The sequence below is a fragment of the Geomonas propionica genome (assembly GCF_016458235.1).
GTDB lineage: Bacteria > Desulfobacterota > Desulfuromonadia > Geobacterales > Geobacteraceae > Geomonas > Geomonas propionica.
Genome location: NZ_JAEMHK010000013.1, coordinates 118,524 through 143,885 on the forward strand (window position 1 = coordinate 118,524; position 25,362 = coordinate 143,885).

At 60.0% G+C, this 25,362-nt stretch carries 22 protein-coding genes and 5 tRNA genes; 26 read left to right on the top strand and 1 reads right to left on the bottom strand.

Annotated elements, in window-relative coordinates; translation table 11 throughout:
• Positions 1-58: 58 nt before the first annotated feature.
• The 7 genes from JFN90_RS16640 to JFN90_RS16670 all read left to right on the top strand — a co-directional run bounded on the left by JFN90_RS16640 (position 59) and on the right by JFN90_RS16670 (position 6,489).
• Positions 59-1,078, top strand: a complete 1,020-nt coding sequence (locus JFN90_RS16640) for an aspartate-semialdehyde dehydrogenase (RefSeq protein WP_199396253.1) — start codon at positions 59-61, stop codon at positions 1,076-1,078.
• Positions 1,079-1,222: 144 nt separating this feature from the next.
• Positions 1,223-1,975, top strand: coding sequence for a tRNA pseudouridine(38-40) synthase TruA (gene truA / locus JFN90_RS16645; RefSeq protein ID WP_199396254.1), 753 nt, complete (start codon positions 1,223-1,225; stop codon positions 1,973-1,975).
• A 123-nt stretch (positions 1,976-2,098) separates the two neighbouring features.
• The gene (gene rplM, locus JFN90_RS16650) at positions 2,099-2,527 is read left to right on the top strand and encodes a 50S ribosomal protein L13 (RefSeq protein WP_199396255.1); all 429 of its coding nucleotides are present in this window, start codon (positions 2,099-2,101) and stop codon (positions 2,525-2,527) included.
• Positions 2,528-2,549: 22 nt separating this feature from the next.
• On the top strand, positions 2,550-2,939 hold the full coding sequence (gene rpsI / locus JFN90_RS16655; protein WP_199396256.1) for a 30S ribosomal protein S9: 390 nt from the start codon (positions 2,550-2,552) through the stop codon (positions 2,937-2,939).
• A 280-nt stretch (positions 2,940-3,219) separates the two neighbouring features.
• Positions 3,220-4,260: an N-acetyl-gamma-glutamyl-phosphate reductase gene (gene argC, locus JFN90_RS16660; RefSeq protein ID WP_199396257.1), complete on the top strand. Its 1,041-nt coding sequence runs from the start codon at positions 3,220-3,222 to the stop codon at positions 4,258-4,260.
• Positions 4,261-4,381: 121 nt separating this feature from the next.
• Entirely contained in the window at positions 4,382-6,187 is a 1,806-nt protein-coding gene (locus JFN90_RS16665) for a YgiQ family radical SAM protein (RefSeq protein ID WP_199396258.1), read from the top strand.
• A gap of 2 nt (positions 6,188-6,189) precedes the next feature.
• A complete protein-coding gene (locus JFN90_RS16670; protein ID WP_199396259.1) occupies positions 6,190-6,489 on the top strand; it encodes a YciI-like protein in 300 nt (99 codons plus the stop codon).
• 8 nt (positions 6,490-6,497) lie between these two features.
• On the opposite strand, the gene JFN90_RS16675 is transcribed toward JFN90_RS16670, so the two are convergent.
• Entirely contained in the window at positions 6,498-6,779 is a 282-nt protein-coding gene (locus JFN90_RS16675; RefSeq protein ID WP_199396260.1) for a DUF2917 domain-containing protein, read from the bottom strand.
• A gap of 379 nt (positions 6,780-7,158) precedes the next feature.
• Between JFN90_RS16675 and JFN90_RS16680 the strand changes: the two genes are divergently transcribed.
• The 19 genes from JFN90_RS16680 (at position 7,159) to tuf (JFN90_RS16770) (ending at position 25,274) form a co-directional block, all read left to right on the top strand.
• Positions 7,159-7,234, top strand: a tRNA-Thr gene (locus tag JFN90_RS16680).
• 32 nt (positions 7,235-7,266) lie between these two features.
• Positions 7,267-7,351: transfer RNA gene (locus JFN90_RS16685), tRNA-Tyr, on the top strand.
• Positions 7,352-7,460: 109 nt separating this feature from the next.
• Positions 7,461-7,537 (top strand) — tRNA-Gly (locus tag JFN90_RS16690).
• Positions 7,538-7,549: 12 nt separating this feature from the next.
• Positions 7,550-7,625: transfer RNA gene (locus tag JFN90_RS16695), tRNA-Thr, on the top strand.
• A 61-nt stretch (positions 7,626-7,686) separates the two neighbouring features.
• Entirely contained in the window at positions 7,687-8,877 is a 1,191-nt protein-coding gene (tuf, locus tag JFN90_RS16700) for an elongation factor Tu (protein WP_199396261.1), read from the top strand.
• A gap of 68 nt (positions 8,878-8,945) precedes the next feature.
• Positions 8,946-9,098 (top strand): 50S ribosomal protein L33, encoded by a 153-nt coding sequence (gene rpmG, locus JFN90_RS16705; protein ID WP_135872882.1) that lies wholly within the window; start codon positions 8,946-8,948, stop codon positions 9,096-9,098.
• A 42-nt stretch (positions 9,099-9,140) separates the two neighbouring features.
• Positions 9,141-9,217, top strand: a tRNA-Trp gene (locus JFN90_RS16710).
• A gap of 34 nt (positions 9,218-9,251) precedes the next feature.
• A complete protein-coding gene (secE, locus tag JFN90_RS16715) occupies positions 9,252-9,437 on the top strand; it encodes a preprotein translocase subunit SecE (protein WP_199396262.1) in 186 nt (61 codons plus the stop codon).
• Positions 9,438-9,449: 12 nt separating this feature from the next.
• Complete coding sequence (nusG, locus tag JFN90_RS16720) at positions 9,450-9,977, top strand: transcription termination/antitermination protein NusG (protein WP_183350946.1); 528 nt, start codon at positions 9,450-9,452, stop codon at positions 9,975-9,977.
• Positions 9,978-10,041: 64 nt separating this feature from the next.
• Positions 10,042-10,464 carry a 50S ribosomal protein L11 gene (gene rplK, locus JFN90_RS16725; protein WP_199396263.1) on the top strand — a complete coding sequence of 141 codons (423 nt, stop codon included), beginning with the start codon at positions 10,042-10,044 and terminating at the stop codon, positions 10,462-10,464.
• Between the two features lie 22 nt (positions 10,465-10,486).
• On the top strand, positions 10,487-11,188 hold the full coding sequence (gene rplA / locus JFN90_RS16730; protein ID WP_199396264.1) for a 50S ribosomal protein L1: 702 nt from the start codon (positions 10,487-10,489) through the stop codon (positions 11,186-11,188).
• A 182-nt stretch (positions 11,189-11,370) separates the two neighbouring features.
• On the top strand, positions 11,371-11,892 hold the full coding sequence (gene rplJ / locus JFN90_RS16735) for a 50S ribosomal protein L10 (protein WP_199396265.1): 522 nt from the start codon (positions 11,371-11,373) through the stop codon (positions 11,890-11,892).
• 60 nt (positions 11,893-11,952) lie between these two features.
• Positions 11,953-12,333, top strand: a complete 381-nt coding sequence (rplL, locus tag JFN90_RS16740; protein ID WP_199396266.1) for a 50S ribosomal protein L7/L12 — start codon at positions 11,953-11,955, stop codon at positions 12,331-12,333.
• A gap of 162 nt (positions 12,334-12,495) precedes the next feature.
• Positions 12,496-16,611, top strand: a complete 4,116-nt coding sequence (rpoB, locus tag JFN90_RS16745; RefSeq protein WP_199396267.1) for a DNA-directed RNA polymerase subunit beta — start codon at positions 12,496-12,498, stop codon at positions 16,609-16,611.
• A gap of 112 nt (positions 16,612-16,723) precedes the next feature.
• On the top strand, positions 16,724-20,869 hold the full coding sequence (gene rpoC, locus JFN90_RS16750) for a DNA-directed RNA polymerase subunit beta' (protein ID WP_199396268.1): 4,146 nt from the start codon (positions 16,724-16,726) through the stop codon (positions 20,867-20,869).
• 156 nt (positions 20,870-21,025) lie between these two features.
• Complete coding sequence (rpsL, locus tag JFN90_RS16755; RefSeq protein WP_015719175.1) at positions 21,026-21,397, top strand: 30S ribosomal protein S12; 372 nt, start codon at positions 21,026-21,028, stop codon at positions 21,395-21,397.
• Positions 21,398-21,449: 52 nt separating this feature from the next.
• On the top strand, positions 21,450-21,920 hold the full coding sequence (gene rpsG / locus JFN90_RS16760; RefSeq protein WP_015719176.1) for a 30S ribosomal protein S7: 471 nt from the start codon (positions 21,450-21,452) through the stop codon (positions 21,918-21,920).
• Between the two features lie 50 nt (positions 21,921-21,970).
• Positions 21,971-24,049: an elongation factor G gene (fusA, locus tag JFN90_RS16765; protein WP_199396269.1), complete on the top strand. Its 2,079-nt coding sequence runs from the start codon at positions 21,971-21,973 to the stop codon at positions 24,047-24,049.
• Positions 24,050-24,083: 34 nt separating this feature from the next.
• On the top strand, positions 24,084-25,274 hold the full coding sequence (gene tuf, locus JFN90_RS16770) for an elongation factor Tu (RefSeq protein ID WP_199396270.1): 1,191 nt from the start codon (positions 24,084-24,086) through the stop codon (positions 25,272-25,274).
• The last annotated feature ends 88 nt before the right edge of the window (positions 25,275-25,362 follow it).

Sequence of the window (25,362 nt, forward strand, 5' to 3'; positions counted from 1 at the left end):
CCCGGCTTTCTTACCGGGTGACGCGCTCCCGTTTTTGTCTTGAGGAGATGTAACGAGTATGAAGAAAACGTGGAATGTAGCAGTGGTGGGCGCGACCGGCGCGGTGGGAACCCAGATGATCGAGTGCCTAGAGGAGCGCAGCTTCCCGGTGGGCCAGATCAAGTTCCTCGCCAGCGCGAGAAGCGCGGGACAGGTACTGGAGTTCAACGGCAAGCCGGTGCCGGTGGAGGAGTTGACGCACGACTCCTTCGAAGGCGTCGATATCGCCCTCTTCTCCGCGGGCGGGGCGCGCTCCGATGAGTTCTGTCCTTCCGCGGCCAAGGCGGGAGCCGTCTGCATCGACAATTCCAGCGCCTGGCGCATGGACAAGGATGTGCCGCTGGTGGTTCCCGAGGTGAATCCGCATGCCATCGCTGGCTACAAGAAAAAGGGGATCATCGCGAACCCGAATTGCTCCACCATTCAGATGGTGGTGGCGCTGAAGCCGTTGCATGACTTCGGCACCATCAAGAGGATCGTGGTCTCCACCTATCAGGCAGTATCCGGCACCGGCAACAAGGCGATCGAAGAGCTACGCGCTCAGACCGTCGATCTCCTGAACGGCCGTCCCCCCAAAAACGAGATCTACCCGCACCGCATCTCTTTCAACTGCCTGCCGCAGATCGATTCTTTCTGCGATAACGGCTACACCAAGGAAGAGATGAAGATGGTGAACGAGACCAGGAAGATCATGGAGGCGGACATCGCCACCACCGCGACCTGCGTCCGTGTTCCGGTCTTTTACGGCCACTCTGAGTCGGTGAACATCGAGACCGAGAAGAAGATCACGGTCGCTCAGGCGCGCGAACTCCTGGAGGATGCACCGGGCGTGGAACTGGTGGATAACCCGGCCAACGGCGAGTATCCGATGGCCATGGACGTGGCCGGTGAGGACCTGACCCTGGTTGGTCGCATCCGCGAGGACGCGAGCATCAAAAACGGCCTGAACCTCTGGATCGTCGCCGACAACCTCAGAAAGGGCGCCGCCACCAACGCCGTGCAGATCGCCGAGATCCTGGTGGAGAAATATCTGAAGTAGGGTTCACACTCCCTCGCCCTCCGGGAGAGGGCCGGGGTGAGGGCGCTGCAATAGGCGTTTACTCCCTTCGTGGCGACGCCCTCACCCCCAGCCCCTCTCCCTGTGGGCGAGGGGAGCCTGTGGACGGCAGTACCTAATCAAACTATGCGCAACATCAAACTGATCATAGAATACGACGGCACCGCCTACTCCGGGTGGCAGGTGCAGCCCAACGGGCTGACTATCCAGGAGGTCATTGAACAGGCGCTGGCCAAGATGCTCGGGGAGCGCACCCCCCTGCATGGCTCCGGCCGCACCGACGCGGGCGTGCACGCCCGCGGTATGGTCGCCTGCTTCAAGACCGCGCGGACCATGCCGCTACGCGCCTTCCGCGAGGGGCTGAACTGCCTGCTCCCGGGAGACATCGCGGTACGCGAAGCTCACGAGGTGCCGCTCGACTTCCACCCGCGCTTTGACGCGCAGGCGAAGCACTACCGCTACACCATGCTGCTTGACGACCTCCGCTCGCCGCTGGTGCGCCACACTGCCTGGCGCGTCAGGGGAAAGCTCGATATCGAGGCGATGCGCGCTGCCTGCCGGCTCTTCGTAGGGGAGCACGACTTCGCCGCCTTCCGTGCCACCAACTGCGCCGCCAAGACCACCGTGCGCCGTATCTTCAGCATGGAACTGGTGCAGGAGGGGCGCCTGCTGCACCTCGACATCAACGGCAGCGGCTTCCTGAAGAACATGGTGCGCATCATCACGGGAACGCTCATCGAAGTGGGGCACGGCAAGATGAGCGCGGCCGACGTGGCGCGCCTACTCAAGGGGGGCGACCGGCAGCACGCAGGAATGACTGTGCCCCCCCAGGGACTCTGTCTCATGCAGGTTTTCTACCCGGCACAGAGCGGAGAATGATGCCGCTTTAATAATGCTTTAATTCAGTCCCCGGTTTTTTGTCTTGACATGAGCGGACGAATCGATTAAATTCTCAATCTTCTGTAAGTTAATGTGCTAATTCCAGATAGCTGTGAGGTTTCAATGAAGACGCAAGTTGCCAAAAAAGAAGAAGTTACCAGGGATTGGTACCTGGTTGATGTGGATAGCAAGGTGCTCGGCCGTGTCGCGACTGAAATCGCCAACGTGCTGCGCGGCAAGAACAAGCCGACCTTCACCCCGAGCGTTGATACTGGCGACTTCGTCATTGTCGTGAACGCGGAGAAGATTGCCCTGACCGGCAATAAGTTTGCTGCCAAGACCTACTACAGCCATTCTTCGTTCCCGGGCGGGCTGAAAGAGATTTCTGCAGCCAAGCTCATCGACAAGAAGCCGGAAGAGCTGCTCAAGAAAGCTGTCAAAGGCATGTTGCCGAAAAACAAGCTTGCACGCCACATGCTTAAGAAGCTGAAGATCTACAGCGGCGGTGCGCATCCCCACGCGGCTCAGAATCCGAAGAGTCTGAACATTTAATTCGTTCATCAGGAGATAGAAAATGGCAGTCAGCTTTTACGCAACTGGGAAAAGGAAGTCGTCCATCGCCAGGGTTTGGATCAAGCCGGGCAACGGCGAGATCGTTGTAAATACCAAGACTCTTGACAGCTACTTCGGCCGCGAGACCTCCAAGATGGTGGTCATGCAGCCCCTCGAGCTGACCGAGAATGTCGGCAAGTTCGACATCTTCTGCACCGTTAAGGGCGGTGGCGACTCCGGCCAGGCCGGCGCCATCAAGCACGGCATCACCAAGGCCCTCATCGAGGCCGATGCCGATCTGCGCGGCACGCTGAAGAAGGCCGGGTTCATCACCCGCGACTCGCGCATCAAGGAAAGAAAGAAGTACGGCAAGAAGGCGGCACGCGCCAGCTTCCAGTTCTCCAAGCGTTAATCCGCTGCTGGGAACAATTGCTGTCTCAGTATTGCAAAGGAGGAGCCCGTCAGGGTTCCTCCTTTTGCTGTTTCAAAAACCTTTAAACCGAAAACCATTGGCCACGGAGAAAATCTGAGGACATCTGAGGAAACTAAAACCCAAAAAGGTTTGGTTCTCTCAGATCTTCTCAGATTTTCTCCGTGGCTAACGGTTTTAAGGTTTAGGGTGTCAAGACCGTAGGAGCTGTGCTAACATCAAACTCCTATTTCTTTCAGATGTAAGTAGAGGAGGACCCTTCATGATCAAGGTTGCCATCGTCGGTGCCAGCGGCTATACCGGCGTCGAACTTATCCGTATCCTGCATGCCCACCCCGAGGTCGCCGTCACCTGCGTCACCTCCGAGCAAAGCGCCGGCCGCCCGGTGAGCGATGTGTTCCCCTCCCTGCGCGGGCGCTGCGACCTCATCCTGGAACCCCTGGAGCCGGTCCGGGTCGCCGAGCAGGTGGACGTGGTCTTCACCGCGCTGCCGCACAAGGCCGCCATGGCGGTGGTGCCGACCTTCCTGAAGATGGGCAAGGACGTGGTCGACCTCTCCGCGGACTACCGGCTGCACGACGCTGACGTCTACGGCCAGTGGTACGAGAAGCACCTGACCCCTGAGCTCCTCTCCCAGGCGGTCTACGGTCTGCCCGAGCTGCGTCGCGACAAGATCCGGGAAGCGAGCCTGATCGCCAACCCCGGCTGTTACCCGACCAGCGTCATCCTCGGTCTGGCTCCGCTTCTGAAGGGGAAGGTCATCGACCCTAAGAGCATCATCGTCGACGCGAAGTCGGGCACCTCCGGCGCCGGGCGCAGCGCCAAGGTGGACAACCTCTTCTGCGAGGTCAATGAAGGCTTCAAGGCTTACGGCGTGGGTGGCGTGCATCGCCACATCCCGGAGATCGAGCAGGAACTCTCGCTGCTGGCGGGTGATCCGCTTACTATCTCCTTCACCCCGCACCTGGTCCCCATGGACCGCGGCATCCTTTCCACCATTTATAGTGTGCCGACCGGGAAGGTGAGGGCGGCGGAGCTGATTACGCTGTACGAGACCTTCTACGAGGGCGAGCCTTTTGTCAGGGTGCTTCCCGAAGGGGTGCTTCCGTCCACGGCGCACGTCAGGGGTTCCAACTTCTGTGACATCGGCGTGGTGGTGGACGAAAGGACCGGCAGGGTCATCGTGGTTTCAGCCATCGACAACCTCGTCAAAGGCGCGTCCGGTCAGGCGGTGCAGAACATGAACCTCATGTGCGGCCTGCCCGAAACCCTGGGGCTCGATTTCCTGGGAATCTTCCCGTAAAGTCAAAACCATTGGCCACGGAGAAAATCTGAGGACATCTGAGGAAGCCTAAAACCCAAAAAGGTTTGGTTCTCTCAGATTTTCTCTGAAGTTCTCCGTGGCTAACGGTTTTAAGGTTTTTATGAAACACGCACGACCCAAGCAGTCCTCCGCACGTTTTCTCCCCATCTCCCTCTCCGAAGTAAAGGCACGCGGCTGGAATGAGCTCGACGTCATCTTCGTCTCCGGCGACGCCTACGTGGATCACCCCTCTTTCGGTGTGCCGCTCCTGGCTCGACTCCTGGAAGCGAAGGGGCTCCGGGTCGGCATCATCCCGCAGCCGGACTGGCGCAGCAAGGAGCCTTTCATGGCGCTCGGGCGTCCGCGCCTGTTCTTTGCCGTCGCCGCTGGGGCTATGGATTCGATGGTCGCGCACTACACACCGGCCCGGAAGCTGCGCCGCGACGATGCCTACACTCCCGGTAACCACCACGGAGCACGCCCCAATCGCGCCACTATCATCTACACCTCGCGCCTCAAGGAGGCCTATCGCGACGTGCCGGTGGTGATCGGCGGCATCGAGGCGAGCCTCCGCCGCTTCGCCCATTATGATTTCTGGGAAGACAAGGTGCGCCGCTCCGCGCTCTTCGATGCCAAGGCCGACCTGCTCATCTACGGCATGGGGGAGAATCCGCTCCTGGAGCTGGTGCAGCGGCTGCAAAAAGGCGAGGCTTTCGCTTCCATCCGCGATATCCGAGGCACGGTTTATCCCACGTCCACCGCGCCGGAGCCGGCCGACGACGTCGTGGAACTGCCGAGTTACGAGGAGGTCGCCGCCGACAAGGCCGCCTATGCCCAGTCGTTTCGGCTGCTGTCGGGGGAGCAGAATCCCGGCTGCGCCAAAACCGTCATCCAGCGCCACGCCCAGCGCTACCTGGTCTGCAACCCTCCGGCGTGGCCGCTTGACCGGCAGGCGCTGGACGCCATTTACGCGCTCCCCTTCGTGAAGGCGCCGCACCCGAGCTACAAGGAAGCCATCCCGGCCTACGAGCAGATCCGCAACTCGATTACCACGCACCGCGGTTGCTTCGGCGGCTGCGCCTTCTGCGCCATCACCCATCACCAGGGCAAGACCATCCAGTCGCGCAGCGAAGGGAGCGTGCTTAAGGAACTGGAGCGGCTGGCGGAGCTCCCCTGGTTCCGCGGCAGCGTGAGCGACCTGGGCGGCCCGACCGCTAACATGTTCGGCCTTTCCTGCGGCAATGCTGAGGCAGGTGCGAAGTGCCGCCGGGACAGTTGTCTCTTTCCCAAGATCTGCAAGAACCTGGTCACCGACGATGCCGACAGTTCCCGGCTCTTGGCCAAGGCGCGCCGCGTCTCGGGGGTGAAGCACGTCGCGGTTTCCTCGGGGGTGCGCTATGACCTGATGGAGCGCCAACCCCGCTACCTGCGCGAGTTGGTCTCGCACCACGTGAGCGGCCTTTTGAAAGTGGCCCCGGAGCACCTCACCGATCGGGTCACATCGGTGATGCGCAAGCCCGGCCACGACTGTTTCGACCGTTTCAGGGATTCCTTCCAAAAGGAGAGCGCCAAGGCGGGCAAGAAGCAGTACATCGTGCCGTATTTCATCTCCGGGCACCCCGGCTGCACGCTGTCGGACATGGTGGATCTCGCGCTGATGCTGAAGCGGTGGGGCATGCGGGTCGAGCAGGTGCAGGATTTCACGCCCACGCCGGGGACGCTGTCCACCTGCATCTATCACACGGGTGTCGATCCCTTTACCGGGGAGAAGGTCTACGTGGCGCGGACGGATAAGGAAAAGGGGCTGCAGAAGTCGCTGCTTCTGTATCACGTGCCGGAGGAAAGAAAGAATTGCCTGGCCGCGCTCAAGGAATGCGGCCGAGAGGATGCCGCGGCTGAATTGTTCGGGCAGAACAACAGGAGGTAGCCATGCATTATCTGTTGCTGTATGAAGTCGCTCCGGATTACCTGGAGCGCAGGGGCGAGTTCCGCGCCGAGCATCTTGCCTTGGCCTGGGAGTCGGCGGCGCGCAGCGAGTTGATTCTCGGTGGCGCACTCACGGATCCCGCCGATGGCGCCGTTCTCCCCTTTAAGGCGGATTCGCCGGAAGTGCCGAAAGCCTTCGCCGAGGCCGATCCGTATGTCCTGAACGGGCTGGTGGCGAAGTGGACGGTGCGCGGCTGGCATACCGTGGTCGGCGACTTGGCGCACGCACCGGTCCATCCGTAGCTCTTTCGTTAGAGAAGTCGCGGCAGGAAAGGTCCGGCTGGGTGTGCGGCAAGCGCGGCGTTACTCTTCTCGGTGACGCCCGCCGATCTCATCTGCAGTTCGGCGGCTTCGAGAGCCTCCGCCAGGGCGGATTCCCCTTTGGCGAGCTCGAACCCGCTCCCCCGGCGCACAAGGTAATCCATGCCGTCCCCTTTGGTGAGCCAGACGGTCCCGGTGAGACAGCGTAACGTGAGACCGAACGGGCCACCGGTCAGGCTCAACAGTTCCCCTTTTTCAAGCGAGCATTCCATAACGTCCTCCCTTTGTTGTAGGTGAGTCCACTATAGCCGTGCTCCATCTATGAGTACAGACACAGGAAATGTGATTTGCAGCCATGACAATTGCGGGAAACTGCCACTGTCGCTGCTGCAAACGGGGGCAACTGTACCTGTTGCTCCATGGAAAGGAAAGAATGTGGTTGCATTCCCCATGATGTCTTGCTATAGTCTCGGTTTCTTGCCGCACGGGGGCAGCCAGGGGCTAAGGCCTTTGGTTGAATCAAGGGTGATGGAAAAATAAATTCACACCCTGGAAAAAAGATGTTGACAGCAAGATCCTTTTGCTTTAGAACAGGGATTCGCTTCGCAACACAAGGCGCGCAGCGAGATGGTAGCGGATGGTATCGAATCAGCTGGCGTAGCTCAATTGGTAGAGCAGCTGACTTGTAATCAGCAGGTTGCGGGTTCGAGTCCCATCGTCAGCTCCAGATTGAAAAGTTAATAAGCACCACTTCTGTCTGGAGGGATTCCCGAGCGGCCAAAGGGAACAGACTGTAAATCTGTCGTCATCGACTTCGGAGGTTCGAATCCTCCTCCCTCCACCATATAAACTTCAGATGAGATGAGCATCTGCTCAAATCAGGAGACTTAACGGTCGTTAGTACTGGTTGAGTGGAGCGCAAGTCGAGTCAAAAATCTTCGAGCAGGGAACCGGCGGGAATAGCTCAGTTGGCTAGAGCGTCAGCCTTCCAAGCTGAGGGTCGCGGGTTCGAGTCCCGTTTCCCGCTCCAATAATTGAATATGCCCACATAGCTCAGTAGGTAGAGCACTTCCTTGGTAAGGAAGAGGTCACCGGTTCGAATCCGGTTGTGGGCTCCATCCCCTTCTAGAAAAAAACTTCACATAACAGCTGTAGTAGATACATCAGGGAGGATTCCTCATGGCTAAAGCTAAATTCGAAAGAACTAAACCGCATGTGAACATAGGGACCATCGGTCACGTCGACCACGGCAAGACCACCCTGACCGCAGCTATCACCAAGGTGCTCGCCGGCAAGGGCCAGGCCGAGTTCAAGGCGTTCGACCAGATCGACAACGCTCCGGAAGAGCGTGAGCGTGGTATCACCATCGCTACCGCCCACGTCGAGTACGAGACCGACAAGCGTCACTACGCGCACGTCGACTGCCCGGGCCACGCCGACTACGTTAAGAACATGATCACCGGTGCAGCGCAGATGGACGGCGCGATCCTGGTTGTTTCCGCAGCAGACGGCCCGATGCCGCAGACCCGTGAGCACATCCTGCTCGCACGTCAGGTCGGCGTCCCCTACATCGTCGTGTTCCTGAACAAGGCCGACATGGTGGACGACGAGGAGCTCCTCGAGCTGGTCGAGCTGGAAGTTCGCGAACTGCTCTCCTCCTACGACTTCCCGGGCGACGATATCCCGATCATCAAGGGCTCCGCTCTGAAAGGTCTTGAAGGCGACAAGGGCGAGCTGGGCGAAGAAGCCATCATCAAGCTCATGGACGCGGTTGACGCGTACATCCCGGAGCCGGTTCGCGCTATCGACAAGCCGTTCCTGATGCCGGTCGAGGACGTGTTCTCCATCTCCGGTCGCGGCACCGTCGCAACCGGTCGTGTCGAGCGCGGCATCGTGAAGGTCGGCGAGGAGATCGAGATCGTCGGCATCAAGGCCACCGCCAAGACCACCGTCACCGGCGTTGAGATGTTCCGTAAGCTCCTCGACGAAGGTCGCGCTGGCGACAACATCGGCGCGCTGCTGCGTGGCGTGAAGCGTGAAGAGATCGAGCGCGGCCAGGTTCTGGCCAAGCCGGGCTCCATCACCCCGCACACCAAGTTCAAGGCCGAAGCCTACATCCTTTCCAAGGAAGAGGGCGGCCGCCACACCCCGTTCTTCAACGGCTACCGTCCGCAGTTCTACTTCAGGACCACCGACGTTACCGGCGTGGTTGACCTCGAAGCCGGCGTCGAAATGGTTATGCCGGGCGACAACGTCTCCGTGACCGTCAACCTGATCACCCCGATCGCGATGGACGAAGGTCTGCGCTTCGCAATCCGCGAAGGCGGCCGTACCGTCGGCGCGGGCGTGGTTGCCTCCATCATCGAGTAGGATTTGACGGGTTGTTTGAGTTCCGGAAGGATCGGGACGCGAAAATAGTTTGAAAAGGAAGAAAGAAAATGGCTAGAGACATCATCACCCTTGGGTGCACCGAGTGCAAACAGCGTAACTATACCACCACGAAAAACAAGAAGAATACGCCTCAGAAGCTGGAGTTCAACAAGTACTGCCGCTTCTGCCAGAAGCACACGCCGCACAAGGAAACCAAATAGTTTGATTTGGGGTTCCCGGAACTGTCCGGGAACCCCCGCCGCAGGCCAGTAGCTCTAACGGCTAGAGCACCGGTCTCCAAAACCGGGTGTTGGGGGTTCGAATCCCTCCTGGCCTGCCATTTTTTTTTATCTTCACGAAGTGAGGAGTGACAAGTGCTCGCGAAAGCCAAGACTTTTTTTGAGGATGTTCAGGCGGAGCTCGCCAAGGTAACTTGGCCGACCCGTAAAGAGACATTCTCTACTGCTCAGGTAGTTGTCGTCATCATCGTGCTCATCTCACTTTACCTTGGCGTCTGCGACGCGGTCCTTACTAAGCTCATCAAGTCGATACTCCGCTAGAGGACTGATTAAATGGCACATAAATGGTACGGCGTACACACCTACTCCGGCTTCGAGAACAAGGTGCGGCTATCGCTCGCTGAGCGCATCAAGAACCTCGAGATGGAGGAGTTCTTCGGCGAGATCCTGATCCCGTGCGAAACCGTCGTAGAGCTTAAGAAGGGGGAGAAGAAGACTTCTTCCAGGAAGTTCTTCCCCGGATATATCCTGGTGAACATGGAACTTAACGACGACACCTGGCACGTGGTCAAAGAGACCGCCAAGGTTACCGGGTTCGTCGGCGGCAATAATCCTTTCCCGATCCCGGACGACGAAGTCAACAAGATCACCAAGAGGATGGAAGAGGGGGCCGAGAAGCCCCGTCCCAAGGTCCTCTTCGAAGTGGGCGAGACGGTCAGGGTCATCGACGGTCCCTTCCTCAACTTCTCGGGTGTGGTCGAGGACGTCAAACCGGACAAGGGAAAACTCAAGGTCATGGTAAGCATCTTCGGGCGCGCGACCCCGGTCGAGCTCGAATTCATGCAGGTAGAAAAGCAGTAGGGTCCACCCTCTGTTACCGATAAAAGCTTCAGGCAGTTCGAAGGAATGAAAAAGGAGTAGGAAAATGGCGAAAAAGATCACCGGTTACATAAAGCTGCAGGTACCCGCAGGGAAGGCAAACCCGTCTCCTCCGATCGGTCCCGCACTCGGTCAGCACGGCGTCAACATCATGGAGTTCTGCAAGGCCTTCAATGCGAAGACCCAGGCAGACGAAGGGACCATCACCCCGGTCGTCATCACTGTCTACGCCGACAGGTCCTTCACCTTCATCACCAAGACTCCGCCGGCTCCGGTTCTCATCAAGAAAGCTCTCGGCATCGCTTCCGGTTCCGCGGTCCCCAACAAGACCAAGGTCGGCAAGCTGACCAAGGACCAGGTGCGCGAGATCGCAACCAAGAAGATGCCCGACCTCAATGCCGCGAGCCTTGAGGCTGCCATGAAGACCATTGAAGGTACCGCGCGCAGCATGGGCGTTGAAATAGCTTAAGTTAAAGAGAGGGTTATCAGAAATGTCTATGACAAAAAAGCTTAAAGAGGCTCGCGCCAAGGTCGACAGGACCAAAACCTATCCCCTGACCGACGGCCTTGAGCTCGTGAAGGGCGCGGCTTATGCGAAGTTCGACGAGACCGTCGACCTGGTGGTGAAGCTGGGTGTTGACCCGCGTCACGCCGATCAGATGGTCCGCGGCGCCGTGGTGCTCCCGAACGGTCTCGGCAAGGACGTGCGCGTCCTGGTCTTCGCCAAAGGCGAGAAGGAGAAGGAGGCCCGCGAGGCCGGTGCTGATTTCGTCGGCGCCGACGACCTGGTCGCCAAGATCCAGGAAGGGTGGTTCGAGTTCGACACCGCCATCGCTACCCCGGACATGATGGGTGTGGTCGGTAAGATCGGTAAGCTCCTCGGACCCCGCGGCCTGATGCCGAACCCGAAGGTTGGTACCGTAACCTTCGACCTGGCCCGCGCCATCAAGGAGTCCAAGTCCGGTAAGGTCGAGTTCCGCGTCGAGAAGGCCGGTATCGTGCACGCCCCGGTAGGCAAGGTCTCCTTCAGCGCAGAGACCCTGAAGCAGAACGTGGTCGCCCTGGTGGAAGCCCTCCAGAAGGCGAAGCCGGCTGCCGCAAAGGGCACCTACATGAAGAAGGTCTCCGTGTCCTCCACCATGGGCCCGGGCGTCACCATCGATCTCGCTGACATCAGCGCGGTCTTGAAATAAAGAGCAGTATCGCTGTAAAGCCAAAGTCAAAGACAGTGGGTGTGCCAGTAGCATCGTCGGCGCTTAAACGCTTCCGGGCGGCCAACCGAGACTTGCAGATGTTGCGCGAAAAAGCATGTTCCGCAACTTCCTGACTTTGGCGGGGTTTCGTACCCGTATACCAAAAGAAAGGAGGAAGGCGCTTGAATAAGGAAAACAAGCAAGAACTTGTTGCCGAGATGCACGACAAGCTCCAGAGGGCGCAGGCGGTATTCCTCGCGGATTTCCGCGGGATGAACGTCGGCCAGGCCACCGAGCTCAGAAACGAGCTCAGGAAAGCCAACGCGGAGTACAAGGTCGTCAAGAACACCCTGCTCGAGATCGCTTCCAAGGGGACCGACAAGGAAGGTCTGTCGCAGTACTACGCAGGCCCCACCGCTATCGCCCTTTGCTATGACGATCCCGTCGCAGCGGCCAAGGTACTGTCCCGCTTCAACAAGGAAAACACTAACCCGTTTACCTTGAAAGCTGGCGTGCTCACCGGCAAGACCATCAACGTGGCTGACATTCAGGCACTGGCAGACCTGCCGAGCCGCGAAGTGCTTCTCGCCAAGATGCTGGGCAGCATGCAGGCACCGGCAAGCAACTTCGTACGCGTTCTGGCAGCTGTTCCGGGCGGGTTCGTACGCGCGCTGGAGCAGATCAGGGTCCAGAAGGCTGCCTAGTCGCAGTCACCGACAATTTTCGCTTTAAACATCTAACAATATTCTCTGGAGGAGAAAGAAATGGCTATCACCAAAGAAGAAGTAATCAGCTTCATTGAGAACATGTCCGTCCTGGAACTTGCTGGCCTCGTGAAAGAGCTCGAGGAGAAGTTCGGCGTTTCCGCAGCCGCTCCGGTTGCTGTCGCTGCTGCAGGCCCGGCTGCTGGCCCGGCTGAAGCTGCTGAAGAGAAGACCGAATTCGACGTCATCCTGAAGGCCGCTGGCGCCAACAAGATCGGCGTCATCAAGGTCGTTCGCGGCCTGACCTCCCTCGGCCTGAAAGAAGCCAAGGACCTGGTCGACGGCGCTCCGCAGCCGGTCAAGACTGGCGTTTCCAAAGAAGAAGCTGCTGACGCACAGAAGCAGCTGGTCGAGGCTGGCGCAGAAGTGGAAGTTAAGTAATTAGCCCTGCACTGATCTTTACCAAAGCCAAGGTCGCTTTTTGCGGCCTTGGCTGTTCTATTTTAGTTTGAGGCCGCTTCACCCCGCAGCCCAGTCCGACCAGAACAGCAGGAAATTCAAGGGGGTGGAGGTCTTCCAAGGCGTTCACCACAAGGAGAAGATATGGCTTATTCAATCGCGAATAACCCCCTGTTGCGCAAGAACTTCGCCAAGATCCATAAGATCATCGACATACCGAACCTCATCGACATCCAGAAAAATTCCTACAAGAGATTCCTCCAGCTCGACACTCCCGTAGACGCACGTAAGAACTCCGGCCTGGAAGCCGTGTTCCGTAGCGTGTTCCCGATCAGGGACTTCAGCGACACCGCCTCGCTTGAGTACGTTTCGTATTCGCTGGGCGCGCCGAAGTACGACGTGGAGGAGTGCCACCAGAGGGGGATGACCTTTGCCGCGCCGATGAAGGTGAAGGTAAGGCTGGTAGTGTGGGATGTGGCGAAGGACCCCGGTACCAGATCGATCCGCGACATCAAGGAGCAGGAGGTTTATTTCGGCGAAATCCCGCTGATGACCGACAACGGGACCTTTATCATAAACGGCACCGAGCGCGTTATCGTGAGCCAGTTGCACCGCTCGCCGGGCGTTTTCTACGACCACGACAAGGGCAAGACCCACTCCAGTGGCAAAGTGCTCTACTCCGCACGCGTGATTCCGTACCGCGGCTCGTGGCTTGACTTTGAATTTGACCATAAAGACATCCTTTATGTTCGCATAGACAGGCGTCGCAAGATGCCGGCCACCGTCCTGCTGAAGGCCCTTGGCTACTCCAACGACGCGCTGATCAATTACTTCTACAAGTCCGAAGAAGTGAAGGTCGGCGAGAACGGCGCCATGACCAAGCTGGTGGACGCCGAGCTCCTCTCCAACCAGAAGGCGACCGCGGACATCGTGGACCCGGGCACCGCCGAGGTCATCCTCAAGGCGAACCGCAAGTTCACCAAGGCTGCCCTCCGTAAGATGGCCGAGCACGGTATCAAGGAGATCCCGATCGCCGAGGAGGAAGTCGTCGGCAAGGTCGCTTCCCACGACATCTACGATCCCGCTACCGGCGAGATCCTGGTCGAGTGCAACGAAGAGATCACCCCGGCGAAGCTCGAGGAGATGGTACAGAAGGGGATCACCTCGTTCCAGGTGCTCTTCATCGACAACCTGCACGTCACCTCCAGCTTCCGCGACACCATCCTGATCGACAAGATCGGCACCACCGACGAGGCGCTGATCGAGATCTACCGCCGTCTGCGTCCGGGCGATCCGCCGACCCTGAAGAGCGCGCTGGTTCTCTTCGAGAACCTGTTCTTCAACGCGGAGCGCTACGACCTCTCCGCCGTGGGCCGCCTGAAGCTCAACTACAAGCTGGGCGTGGACGTGCCGCTTGACTGCATGACGCTCACCCGCGAGGACATCCTCGAGGTGGTGCGTTACCTGATCGAGCTGAAAAACGGCAAGGGCAACATCGACGACATCGACCACCTGGGCAACCGCCGCGTGCGCGCCGTAGGTGAACTCCTGGAGAACCAGTACCGTATCGGTCTGGTCAGGATGGAGCGCGCCATCAAGGAGCGCATGAGCCTGCAGGAAGTCGAGAACCTGATGCCGCACGACCTGATCAACTCCAAGCCGGTTTCGGCCGTCGTCAAGGAGTTCTTCGGTTCCTCGCAGCTGTCGCAGTTCATGGACCAGACCAACCCGCTCTCCGAGGTCACGCACAAGCGTCGTCTCTCGGCTCTTGGACCGGGGGGCTTGACCCGCGAGCGCGCGGGCTTCGAGGTCCGCGACGTACACCCGACTCACTACGGCCGCGTCTGCCCGATTGAGACCCCTGAGGGTCCGAACATCGGTCTGATCGCGTCCTTGTCCACCTACGCCCGCATCAACGAGCACGGCTTCGTCGAGACGCCGTACCGCGTGGTCAAGGAAGGCAAGGTGACCGACGAGGTCCGCTTCTTCTCCGCGCTGGAGGAGGAAGGACACGCCATCGCCCAGGCCAACGCCGAGATGGACGAGACCGGCCGCTTCATGGCCGACTACATCTCCGCCAGGAAGTCCGGCGAGTTCGTGCTGGTCGGTCGCGACGAGCTGGAACTCATGGACGTGGCGCCGATGCAGCTCGTGTCGGTCGCGGCATCGCTGATCCCGTTCCTCGAGAACGACGACGCGAACCGCGCACTCATGGGTTCCAACATGCAGCGGCAGGCGGTACCGCTCTTGCGCGCCGACTCCCCGCTGGTCGGTACCGGCATGGAGCGCGTCGTGGCAAGGGACTCCGGGGTTTCCTCGGTCGCCCGCCACAACGGCGTGGTCGAGAGCGTCGATGCCTCCAGGATCGTCGTCAAGATCGATGAGGATCAGTACGACGCGACCGGCACCGGTGTCGATATCTACAACCTGATCAAGTTCGCCCGTTCCAACCAGAACACCTGCATCAACCAGAGGCCGGTGGTGAAGGTGGGCGACCACGTGAAGGCCGGCGACATCATCGCCGACGGCCCCTCGACCGACATGGGCGAGCTGGCTCTGGGACAGAACGTGCTGATCGCGTTCATGCCGTGGGGCGGCTACAACTACGAGGACTCCATCCTCATCTCGGAGCGCCTGGTAAAAGACGACCGCTACACCTCGATCCACATCGAGGAGTTCGAGGCCGTGGCCCGCGACACCAAGCTCGGCAAGGAGGAGATCACCTCCGACATCCCGAACCTGGGCGAAGAGACCCTGAAGGACCTGGACGAGTCCGGCATCATCAGGATCGGCGCCGAGGTTCGTCCGGGCGACATCCTGGTCGGCAAGATCACCCCGAAAGGCGAGACCCAGCTCTCCCCGGAAGAGAAGCTCCTCAGGGCCATCTTCGGCGAGAAGGCGGGCGACGTGCGCGATACCTCGCTCAGGGTTCCGCCGGGGGTCGAGGGCACCGTCATCGGCGCCAAGATCTTCTCGAGAAAGGGTGCCGACAAGGACGCCCGTACCGAGATCATCGAGAAGGCCGAAGAGCAGCGTCTGCGTAAGGACGAACAGGACGAGATCCGCATCATCCGCGACTCGGCCATCGGCAAGCTGAAGAAACTCCTGGTGGGCAAGACCGCCGCCGTGAAGATAGAGGGTACCGACGGCAAGGTGCTGATCCCGAAAGGGGCCGCCATCACCGAGGAGATGCTGAAGTCGTTCTCCATGGACCGCTGGGACGAGATCTCCATCGCCGATGACGATACCATCGACGAGAAAGTGGCCCAGACCCTGTCCACGCTGAACCAGCAGATCGACATCATCAAGTACGTCTTCGACGACAAGGTGCAGAAACTGCGTCGCGGCGACGACCTGCCGCCGGGCGTCATCAAGATGGTCAAGGTCTACATCGCCATCAAGCGTAAGCTCCAGGTCGGTGACAAGATGGCAGGCCGTCACGGTAACAAGGGTGTCGTTTCCAGGATCCTCCCCGAGGAGGATATGCCGTACATGGAAGACGGTCGTCCGGTCGAGATCGTGCTGAACCCGCTGGGCGTTCCGTCCCGTATGAACGTGGGGCAGATCCTCGAGATGCACCTCGGGTGGGGCGCCAAAGGCCTCGGATGGAAGATCGAGGAGTTCCTCGAGAAGAACGCACCGCACGATGAGATCAAGAGGTTCCTGAAGGGGGTGTACGACAACCCCGAAATGGACCGCTTCCTCGAAACGTTGGAGGGGGAGGAACTCCTCAACGTGGCGAGGCGTCTGAAGCGCGGCATCCCGATGTCGTCGCCGGTCTTCGAGGGGGCGAGCGAGGAGTCGATACAGTCGATGCTGACCCACGCCGCCTTCAGCACCACCGGTCAGGTCACCCTCTACGACGGCAAGAGCGGCGACAAGTTCATGCACCAGGTCACCGTCGGGATCATGTACTTCCTGAAGCTGCACCACCTGGTCGACGACAAGATCCACGCCAGGAGCATCGGGCCCTACTCCCTGGTCACCCAGCAGCCGCTGGGGGGCAAGGCGCAGTTCGGTGGTCAGAGGCTCGGGGAGATGGAGGTCTGGGCCATGGAGGCCTACGGCGCCGCTTACGCGCTGCAGGAGTTCCTTACCGTCAAGTCCGACGACGTGGCCGGCCGCACCAGGATGTACGAGGCCATCGTCAAAGGGAAGCACACCCTGGAGCCGGGCCTGCCCGAGTCGTTCAACGTCCTCATCAAGGAGCTGCAGTCCCTTGGTCTCGACGTGGAGCTCTTGGAAAGCGACGAGGACTAGACATTGTTGGTCCGACCGGTCCGCCTGACAGGGTGACCGGTCGGACGTCCGTCAGTCCGACGAGCTGCTTGAAATAGATAACGTAACTCCTACCGCCAAGGAGGAAAATACTTTGGAAGATATTTTCAATTTTTTCGATAAGCCGAAAGATCCGCTCCACTTCTCGTCCATCAAGATCTCGATCTCCTCGCCGGACAAAATCCGCGAGCGTTCCTTCGGGGAAGTGAAGAAGCCGGAAACCATCAACTACCGCACCTTTAAGCCGGAGCGCGACGGTCTTTTCTGCGCCAAGATCTTCGGACCGACCAAGGACTACGAGTGCAACTGCGGCAAGTACAAGCGCATGAAGCACCGCGGTATCGTCTGCGAGAAGTGCGGCGTCGAGGTCATCCCGTCCAAGGTGCGCCGCGAGCGCCTGGGCCACATCGACCTGGCCACCCCGGTGGCGCACATCTGGTTCCTGAAGTCCCTGCCGTCCCGTATCGGCAACCTGATGGACATCACCCTGAAGGACCTCGAGAAGGTGCTCTACTTCGAGGCCTACGTGGTCACGGACCCGAAGGAAACCGGCCTGCCGTTTGGCACCGTGTTCTCCGAGGACCAGTACCAGAAGGCTCTTGAGGAATACAGCTACGGCTTCGAGGCCGGCATGGGCGCCGCGGCCATCCGCACCTGCCTCACCTCGATGGACCTGGACCAGCTCTCCGAGCAGCTCCGTATCGAGATGCAGGAGGCGACCTCCGAGGCGAAACGCAAGAAGACCGCCAAGCGCCTCAAGGTCATCGAGGCCTTCAAGAACTCGGGCAACAAGCCGGAGTGGATGATCCTCGAGTGCATCCCGGTGCTGCCGCCGGAACTGCGCCCGCTGGTTCCGCTCGACGGCGGCCGCTTCGCGACGAGCGACCTGAACGACCTGTACCGCCGCGTCATCAACCGCAACAACCGCTTGAAGCGTCTGATGGAACTGCAGGCCCCCGAGGTCATCATCCGGAACGAGAAGCGCATGCTGCAGGAGGCGGTCGACGCACTGTTCGACAACGGCCGCCGCGGCCGCGCCATCGCCGGCCCCAACAAGCGTCCGCTCAAGTCGCTCTCCGACATGCTCAAGGGCAAGTCGGGCCGCTTCCGCCAGAACCTCCTGGGTAAGCGTGTCGACTACTCCGGCCGTTCCGTTATCGTCGTCGGTCCGGAACTGAGGCTGCACCAGTGCGGTCTGCCGAAGAAAATGGCACTCGAGCTCTTCAAGCCGTTCATCTACAACAAGCTCGAGGAGCGCGGTTTCGTCACCACCATCAAGAGCGCCAAGAAGATGGTGGAGAAAGAGAAGCCGGAAGTCTGGGACGTGCTCGAGGAGGTCATCAAGGAACACCCGGTCCTGCTGAACCGCGCCCCGACCCTGCACCGCTTGGGTATCCAGGCTTTCGAGCCGGTCCTCATCGAAGGCAAGGCGATCCAGCTCCACCCGCTGGTCTGCACCGCCTTCAACGCGGACTTCGACGGCGACCAGATGGCGGTCCACCTTCCCCTCTCGGTTGAGAGCCAGGTGGAGGCGCGCGTGCTCATGATGTCGACCAACAACATCCTGTCGCCGGCGCACGGCAAGCCTATCATCGTGCCGTCGCAGGACATGGTCCTCGGTATCTACTACATGACCCGCGAGAAGCATTTCGCCCAGGGCGAAGGGAAGATATTCGCTTCCCCGGACGAGGTGTCCATCGCCTGGGACGCGACCGAGGTGCACCTCCAGTCCCGCATCAAGGTCAGGATGAAAAACCTCGTGACCGACGAGAAACCGACCCTGATCGAGACCACCGTCGGCCGCGTGCTGCTGCGCGAGATCCTGCCGGACGCGGTGCCCTTCTCGGCCATCAACAAGGTCATGACCAAGAAGGAGCTCTCCAACCTGGTCGACACCTGCTACCGTCTGGCCGGCAACAAGGAGACCGTCATCCTGGCCGACAAGCTGAAATCGATCGGTTTCCGCTACGCGGCCAAGGCGGGTATCTCCATCTCCATCAACGACATGGTCATCCCGGAAGGGAAGCCGGCCATCATCAATCGTGCCACCGAAGAGGTGCAGGAGATCCAGAACCAGTACACCGAGGGTCTCATAACCGACGGCGAGCGCTACAACAAGGTCATCGACATCTGGGCGAAATCGACCGAGGACATCGCGAAAGAGATGCTGGACAACCTCTCCCGCGATACCATCACCGATCCCCAGGGGAACGAAGTGAAGGTACCCTCCTTCAACGCGATCCACATGATGGCCGACTCCGGCGCGAGGGGTAGCGCACAGCAGATCCGCCAGCTGGCCGGGATGAGGGGACTCATGGCCAAGCCGTCCGGCGAGATCATCGAGACCCCGATCACCGCGAACTTCCGCGAAGGCCTCACCGTGCTCCAGTACTTCATCTCCACGCACGGCGCACGTAAAGGTCTGGCCGATACCGCGCTCAAGACGGCGAACTCCGGTTACCTCACCCGCCGCCTGGTCGACGTCGCCCAGGACGCAATCATCACCGAGGAGGATTGCGGCACCATCGACGGCCTGACCGTCTCCTCCCTCACCGAAGGGGGCGAGGTCATCGAGCACATCGGCGACCGTATCCTCGGCCGCGTGGCACTGGACGACATCCTCGACCCGGTCACCGGCGACGTGCTGGTACCGGCCAACCAGGAGATCGACGAGACCCTGGTATCCAGGATCGAGGCTGCCGGTCTCGAGAAGGTCAAGATCCGCTCGGTGCTCACCTGCGAGAGCCGTCGCGGTATCTGCGCCAAGTGCTACGGCCGTGACCTGGCACGCGGCCACCTGGTGAACCGCGGCGAGGCGGTCGGCGTCATCGCCGCCCAGTCCATCGGCGAGCCGGGCACCCAGCTCACCATGCGTACCTTCCACATCGGTGGTACCGCGTCCCGTCGCGCCGAGCAGACCTCTATGGATGCGAGGAACGAGGGCTACGCCAAGTTCATCAACCTGCACTACGTAACCAACTCTGAAGGGCACCACATCGTTATGAACCGTAACGGTGAGCTGGCCATCGTGGACGAGACCGGGCGCGAGCGCGAGAAGTACGGCATCGTCTACGGTGCCAAGATCAAGGTGAGCCCGGAACAGAAGGTCGCCCAGGGACAGTCGCTGGCCGAGTGGGACCCGTACACCATGCCGATCCTCACCGAGATCTCCGGACGCATCAAGTTCGGGGACGTCATCGAAGGGGTCACCATGGAGGAGCAGGTCGACGAAGTCACCGGTCTCTCCAGGAAGGTCATCATCGAGACCCGCGACGCCGACAAGCGCCCGCGCATCACCATCAAGGACGAGTCGGGCAAGACCGCCAAGATCGGCGAGAGCATGGCCCGCTACTACCTGCCGGTCGGCTCCAACATCAACGCGATGGAAGACACCGTGGTCAGCGCGGGTGACGTGATCGCCAAGATCCCGCGTGAAACGACCAAGACCAAGGACATCACCGGTGGTCTGCCGCGCGTCGCCGAGCTCTTCGAGGCGAGGAAACCGAAGGACTTCGCGGTCATCACCGAGATCGACGGCGTGGTCGCCTTCGGCAAGGACGCCAAGGGCAAGCGCAAAGTCATCGTCACCCCCGAGGTGGGCGAGCCCAAGGAATACCTCATCCCCAAAGGGAAGCACATCAGCGTCCACGAAGGGGACCATGTCCGCGCCGGCGAGGCGCTCATGGACGGCTCCTCCAACCCGCACGACATCCTGCGCGTACTGGGTCAGAAGGAACTGGCCAAGTACCTGGTCGACGAGGTCCAGGAGGTCTACCGTCTCCAGGGCGTCAAGATCAACGACAAGCACATCGAGACCATCGTACGTCAGATGCTGCGCCGTGTCAGGGTCAAGGACGTGGGCGACACCAACCTCTTGATCGACGATCAGATCGAGCGCTGGGTCTTTGAGGAAGAGAACGAGAAGGCGATGGATAAAGGCGGGCGTCCTGCCACGGCAGAGTCCCTGCTCCTTGGCATAACCAAGGCGTCGCTCTCGACTGAGTCATTTATTTCTGCTGCTTCCTTCCAGGAAACAACAAAAGTGTTGACACAGGCATCAATTGAAGGTAAGGTCGACAGTCTGCGTGGTCTGAAAGAAAACGTGATCATGGGCCGCCTGATCCCGGCGGGTACGGGATTGGCTCTTTACCGCAACCTACGCATGGTTGCTGAGGAGCCAGTAATCATTCCGGAGCCAGTTGAACCGGAAGATGAAGAGATCTACGAAGACGAAGCCTAGTCCAGTACGGCCAGTGAGAGCGGGTTCCCCGCTTTCACTGGCCGAAGTCTCACTTCTATCAAATAAAACTTGACAAGCACGTACGTTGTTGCTATTTTCGTCGCTTCCGCGCGCGGGGTACGTCTGCGTGTGGGAAGAATCGCGTGAGAGGAATGTATGCCAACTATTAATCAGCTTATTCGTCACGGTCGGGAGTCAAAGGGTGAAAAATCCACTGCTCCGGCACTCAGGAGCTGCCCGCAGAAGAGGGGCGTTTGCACCAGGGTTTACACCACAACCCCGAAGAAACCGAACTCCGCGCTTCGTAAAGTCGCGAGGGTCAGGCTTACCAACGGCGTCGAGGTTACCTCCTACATTCCGGGTGTTGGTCACAACCTCCAGGAACACTCCGTCGTCCTCATCAGGGGCGGCAGGGTAAAGGACCTTCCGGGTGTTCGTTACCACATCGTCCGCGGCACGCTCGACTCCGTCGGCGTCAAGGGTCGCATGAAGAGCCGTTCCAAGTACGGTGCGAAGAGGCCCAAGTAACCGTACGGTGCAAAAAGACCCAAGTAACCGATTTTAAGTGAGAGGTTAAGACATGCCAAGAAGAAGAGAAGTAGCAAAGCGGGTGATCCTCCCGGATCCGAAATACGGTGACAGGGTGGTTGCCAAGCTGATCAATATAATCATGCTGGACGGCAAGAAGTCCACCGCCGAGAAAGCTCTCTACGGTGCCCTCGAGATCGCTGCTGGCAAGGCTGGCGACGAGCCGGTCAAGGTCCTCAAGAAGTGCCTGGACAACATCAAGCCGATGCTGGAAGTAAAATCCCGCAGGGTCGGCGGCTCCACCTACCAGGTTCCGGTCGAGGTGCGTCCCGAGCGTCGCATTTCTCTGGCTATGCGCTGGCTGGTGAAGTACTCCAACGCCCGCAGCGAGAAGACCGTCACCGACAAACTTGCCGGTGAGATCCTGGACGCTTACAACAACCGCGGTTCCGCGGTGAAGAAGCGTGAGGACACCCACAAGATGGCCGAAGCGAACCGCGCCTTCGCCCATTACCGCTGGTAGTTCACGGCGGCACCCATTAAGGCTTAGCAAGCAACTCGGAGGAACTGTAAGTGGCACGTCAGGTTTCGTTGGAAATGACCCGTAATATCGGGATCATGGCTCACATAGATGCAGGGAAAACCACCACCACGGAGCGTATTCTCTATTACACCGGTGTTTCCCACAAGATCGGCGAGGTCCATGACGGCGCCGCTACCATGGACTGGATGGAGCAGGAGCAGGAGCGTGGTATCACCATCACCTCCGCTGCTACCACCTGTCACTGGAAAGATCACCGTATCAACATCATCGACACCCCGGGTCACGTCGACTTCACCATCGAGGTCGAGCGTTCCTTGCGCGTTCTCGACGGCGCAGTCGCCGTGTTCTGTTCGGTGGGCGGCGTCGAGCCGCAGTCCGAGACCGTATGGCGCCAGGCTGACAAGTACCGCGTTCCGCGTATCGCGTTCATCAACAAGATGGACCGTGTCGGGGCCGACTTCTTCCGCGGCATCGCCATGATCAAGGATCGCCTCAAGGCGAACCCGGTCGCCCTGCAGATCCCGATCGGCAGCGAGGAGAACTACAAGGGCCTCGTCGACCTTATCGAGATGAAGGGTATCGTCTTCAACGACGAGTCCATGGGCGCGACCTACGACATCGTCGACATCCCGGCCGACCTGGTCGACCAGGCCAACGAGTACCGTGAACTCCTGATCGAGGAAGTCTCCTCCCACGACGACGTGCTGATGGAGAAATACCTGGGCGGCGAGGAGATCTCCAACGCCGAGCTGAAAGCGGCCATCCGCCAGGCTACCCTCGACATCAAGATCTGCCCGGTCATCTGCGGTTCCGCCTTCAAGAACAAGGGCGTGCAGCACCTGCTCGACGCGGTACTCGACTACATGCCGGCCCCGACCGACATCCCGGCTATCCAGGGCGTCGACGCCAACACCGAGGCACCCATCGAGCGTCATGCTTCCGACACCGAGCCGTTCGCGGCCCTGGGCTTCAAGATCATGACCGACCCGTTCGTGGGTCAGCTCTGCTTCTTCCGCGTCTACTCGGGCGTGATCCAGTCCGGCTCCTACGTGTACAACGCCACCAAGGGCAAGCGCGAGAGGATCGGCCGTATTCTCAAGATGCACGCGAACAAGCGTGAAGAGATCAAGGAAGTCTACGCCGGCGACATCGCCGCCGCGGTAGGCCTCAAATACACCACCACCGGCGACACCCTGTGCGACGAGAACCACGCCGTCATCCTCGAGTCCATCGAGTTCCCGGAGCCGGTTATCTCCATCGCCATCGAGCCGAAAACCAAGGCCGACCAGGAGAAGCTGGGCCTGTCGCTTGGCAAGCTCGCTTCCGAGGACCCGTCCTTCCGCGTCAAGACCGACGAGGAGACCGGCCAGACCATCATCTCCGGTATGGGCGAGCTGCACCTCGAGATCATCGTGGACCGTCTCTTCCGTGAATTCAAGGTCGAGGCGAACGTCGGCAAGCCGCAGGTTGCTTACCGCGAGACCATCACCAAGAAGGTCAAGGCGGAAGGCAAGTTCGTGCGCCAGTCCGGCGGTCGCGGTCAGTTCGGCCACGTCTGGCTCGAGGTCGAGCCGCAGGAGGCCGGCAAGGGTTACGAGTTCGTCGACGCCATCAAGGGCGGCGTCGTACCCCGCGAGTACATCCCGGCGGTCGACAAGGGCATCAAGGAGTCCCTGGACAACGGCGTCATGGCCGGCTTCCCGGTGGTCGACGTCAAGGTCACCCTGGTCGACGGTTCCTACCACGAGGTCGACTCCTCGGAGATGGCGTTCAAGATCGCTGGTTCCATGGGCTTCAAGGAAGGCTGCCAGAAGGCGTCCCCGATCATCCTGGAGCCGATCATGTCCGTCGAGGTCGTGGTTCCGGAAGAGTACATGGGCGACGTCATCGGCGACCTGAACTCCCGCCGTGGCCGCATCATGGGCATGGAAGGGCGCGCAGGCGCACAGGTAGTCAACTCGATGGTGCCGCTGGCCCAGATGTTCGGCTACTCCACCGACCTGCGTTCCGCAACCCAGGGTCGTGCGACCTACTCCATGACCTTCGATCATTACGAGCCGGTACCGAAGTCGGTTGCCGAGGAGATAGTTGCGAAGGCCAAAGGCTAAATTAATTCAATTTCCCTACTAGGAGGATTCCGAAATGGCAAAAGCTAAATTTGAAAGAACTAAGCCGCATGTAAACATCGGCACCATCGGCCACGTCGACCACGGCAAGACCACCCTGACCGCAGCTATCACCAAGGTGCTCGCAGGCAAGGGCCAGGCCGAGTTCAAGGCGTTCGACCAGATCGACAACGCACCGGAAGAGCGCGAGCGTGGTATCACCATCGCTACCGCCCACGTCGAGTACGAGACCGACAAGCGCCACTACGCGCACGTCGACTGCCCGGGCCACGCCGACTACGTCAAGAACATGATCACCGGTGCAGCGCAGATGGACGGCGCGATCCTGGTTGTTTCCGCAGCAGACGGCCCGATGCCGCAGACCCGTGAGCACATCCTGCTCGCACGTCAGGTCGGCGTCCCCTACATCGTCGTGTTCCTGAACAAGGCCGACATGGTGGACGACGAGGAGCTCCTCGAGCTGGTCGAGCTGGAAGTTCGCGAACTGCTCTCCTCCTACGACTTCCCGGGCGACGATATCCCGATCATCAAGGGCTCCGCTCTGAAAGGTCTGGAAGGCGACAAGGGCGAGCTGGGCGAAGAAGCCATCATCAAGCTCATGGACGCAGTTGACGCGTACATCCCGGAGCCGGTTCGCGCTATCGACAAGCCGTTCCTGATGCCGGTCGAGGACGTGTTCTCCATCTCCGGTCGCGGCACCGTCGCAACCGGTCGTGTCGAGCGCGGCATCGTGAAGGTCGGCGAGGAGATCGAGATCGTCGGCATCAAAGCCACCGCCAAGACCACCGTCACCGGCGTCGAGATGTTCCGTAAGCTCCTCGACGAAGGTCGCGCTGGCGACAACATCGGCGCGCTGCTGCGCGGCGTGAAGCGTGAAGAGATCGAGCGCGGCCAAGTTCTGGCCAAGCCGGGCTCCATCACCCCGCACACCAAGTTCAAGGCAGAAGCCTACATCCTCTCCAAAGAAGAGGGCGGCCGTCATACCCCGTTCTTCAACGGCTACCGTCCGCAGTTCTACTTCAGGACCACCGACGTTACCGGCATTGTTGACCTCGAAGCCGGCGTTGAAATGGTTATGCCGGGCGACAACGTCTCCGTGACCGTCAACCTGATCACCCCGATCGCCATGGACGAAGGTCTGCGCTTCGCAATCCGCGAAGGCGGCCGTACCGTCGGCGCTGGCGTGGTTGCTTCCATCATCGAATAAGAATAGAAAAACCATACGGTTTTCATCCTGGTTTCCGGTGGGCGCCTGTGCGCGCCTGCCGGAAACTTCGGCTGTAAACTGAAAACTT

Bases quoted from the DNA above. Each gene is read 5' to 3' on its own strand.
- JFN90_RS16640 (WP_199396253.1), top strand. From the start codon at position 59: ATGAAGAAAACGTGGAATGTAGCAGTGGTGGGCGCGACCGGCGCGGTG.
- rpmG (WP_135872882.1), top strand. From the start codon at position 8,946: ATGGCTAGAGACATCATCACCCTTGGGTGCACCGAGTGCAAACAGCGT.
- rplM (WP_199396255.1), top strand. From the start codon at position 2,099: ATGAAGACGCAAGTTGCCAAAAAAGAAGAAGTTACCAGGGATTGGTAC.
- rpsI (WP_199396256.1), top strand. From the start codon at position 2,550: ATGGCAGTCAGCTTTTACGCAACTGGGAAAAGGAAGTCGTCCATCGCC.
- rplL (WP_199396266.1), top strand. From the start codon at position 11,953: ATGGCTATCACCAAAGAAGAAGTAATCAGCTTCATTGAGAACATGTCC.
- JFN90_RS16670 (WP_199396259.1), top strand. From the start codon at position 6,190: ATGCATTATCTGTTGCTGTATGAAGTCGCTCCGGATTACCTGGAGCGC.
- rpsG (WP_015719176.1), top strand. From the start codon at position 21,450: ATGCCAAGAAGAAGAGAAGTAGCAAAGCGGGTGATCCTCCCGGATCCG.
- JFN90_RS16675 (WP_199396260.1), bottom strand. From the start codon at position 6,779: ATGGAATGCTCGCTTGAAAAAGGGGAACTGTTGAGCCTGACCGGTGGC.
- rpsL (WP_015719175.1), top strand. From the start codon at position 21,026: ATGCCAACTATTAATCAGCTTATTCGTCACGGTCGGGAGTCAAAGGGT.
- argC (WP_199396257.1), top strand. From the start codon at position 3,220: ATGATCAAGGTTGCCATCGTCGGTGCCAGCGGCTATACCGGCGTCGAA.
- tuf (WP_199396270.1), top strand. From the start codon at position 24,084: ATGGCAAAAGCTAAATTTGAAAGAACTAAGCCGCATGTAAACATCGGC.
- truA (WP_199396254.1), top strand. From the start codon at position 1,223: ATGCGCAACATCAAACTGATCATAGAATACGACGGCACCGCCTACTCC.
- rpoB (WP_199396267.1), top strand. From the start codon at position 12,496: ATGGCTTATTCAATCGCGAATAACCCCCTGTTGCGCAAGAACTTCGCC.
- nusG (WP_183350946.1), top strand. From the start codon at position 9,450: ATGGCACATAAATGGTACGGCGTACACACCTACTCCGGCTTCGAGAAC.
- rplK (WP_199396263.1), top strand. From the start codon at position 10,042: ATGGCGAAAAAGATCACCGGTTACATAAAGCTGCAGGTACCCGCAGGG.
- rplA (WP_199396264.1), top strand. From the start codon at position 10,487: ATGTCTATGACAAAAAAGCTTAAAGAGGCTCGCGCCAAGGTCGACAGG.
- tuf (WP_199396261.1), top strand. From the start codon at position 7,687: ATGGCTAAAGCTAAATTCGAAAGAACTAAACCGCATGTGAACATAGGG.
- JFN90_RS16665 (WP_199396258.1), top strand. From the start codon at position 4,382: ATGAAACACGCACGACCCAAGCAGTCCTCCGCACGTTTTCTCCCCATC.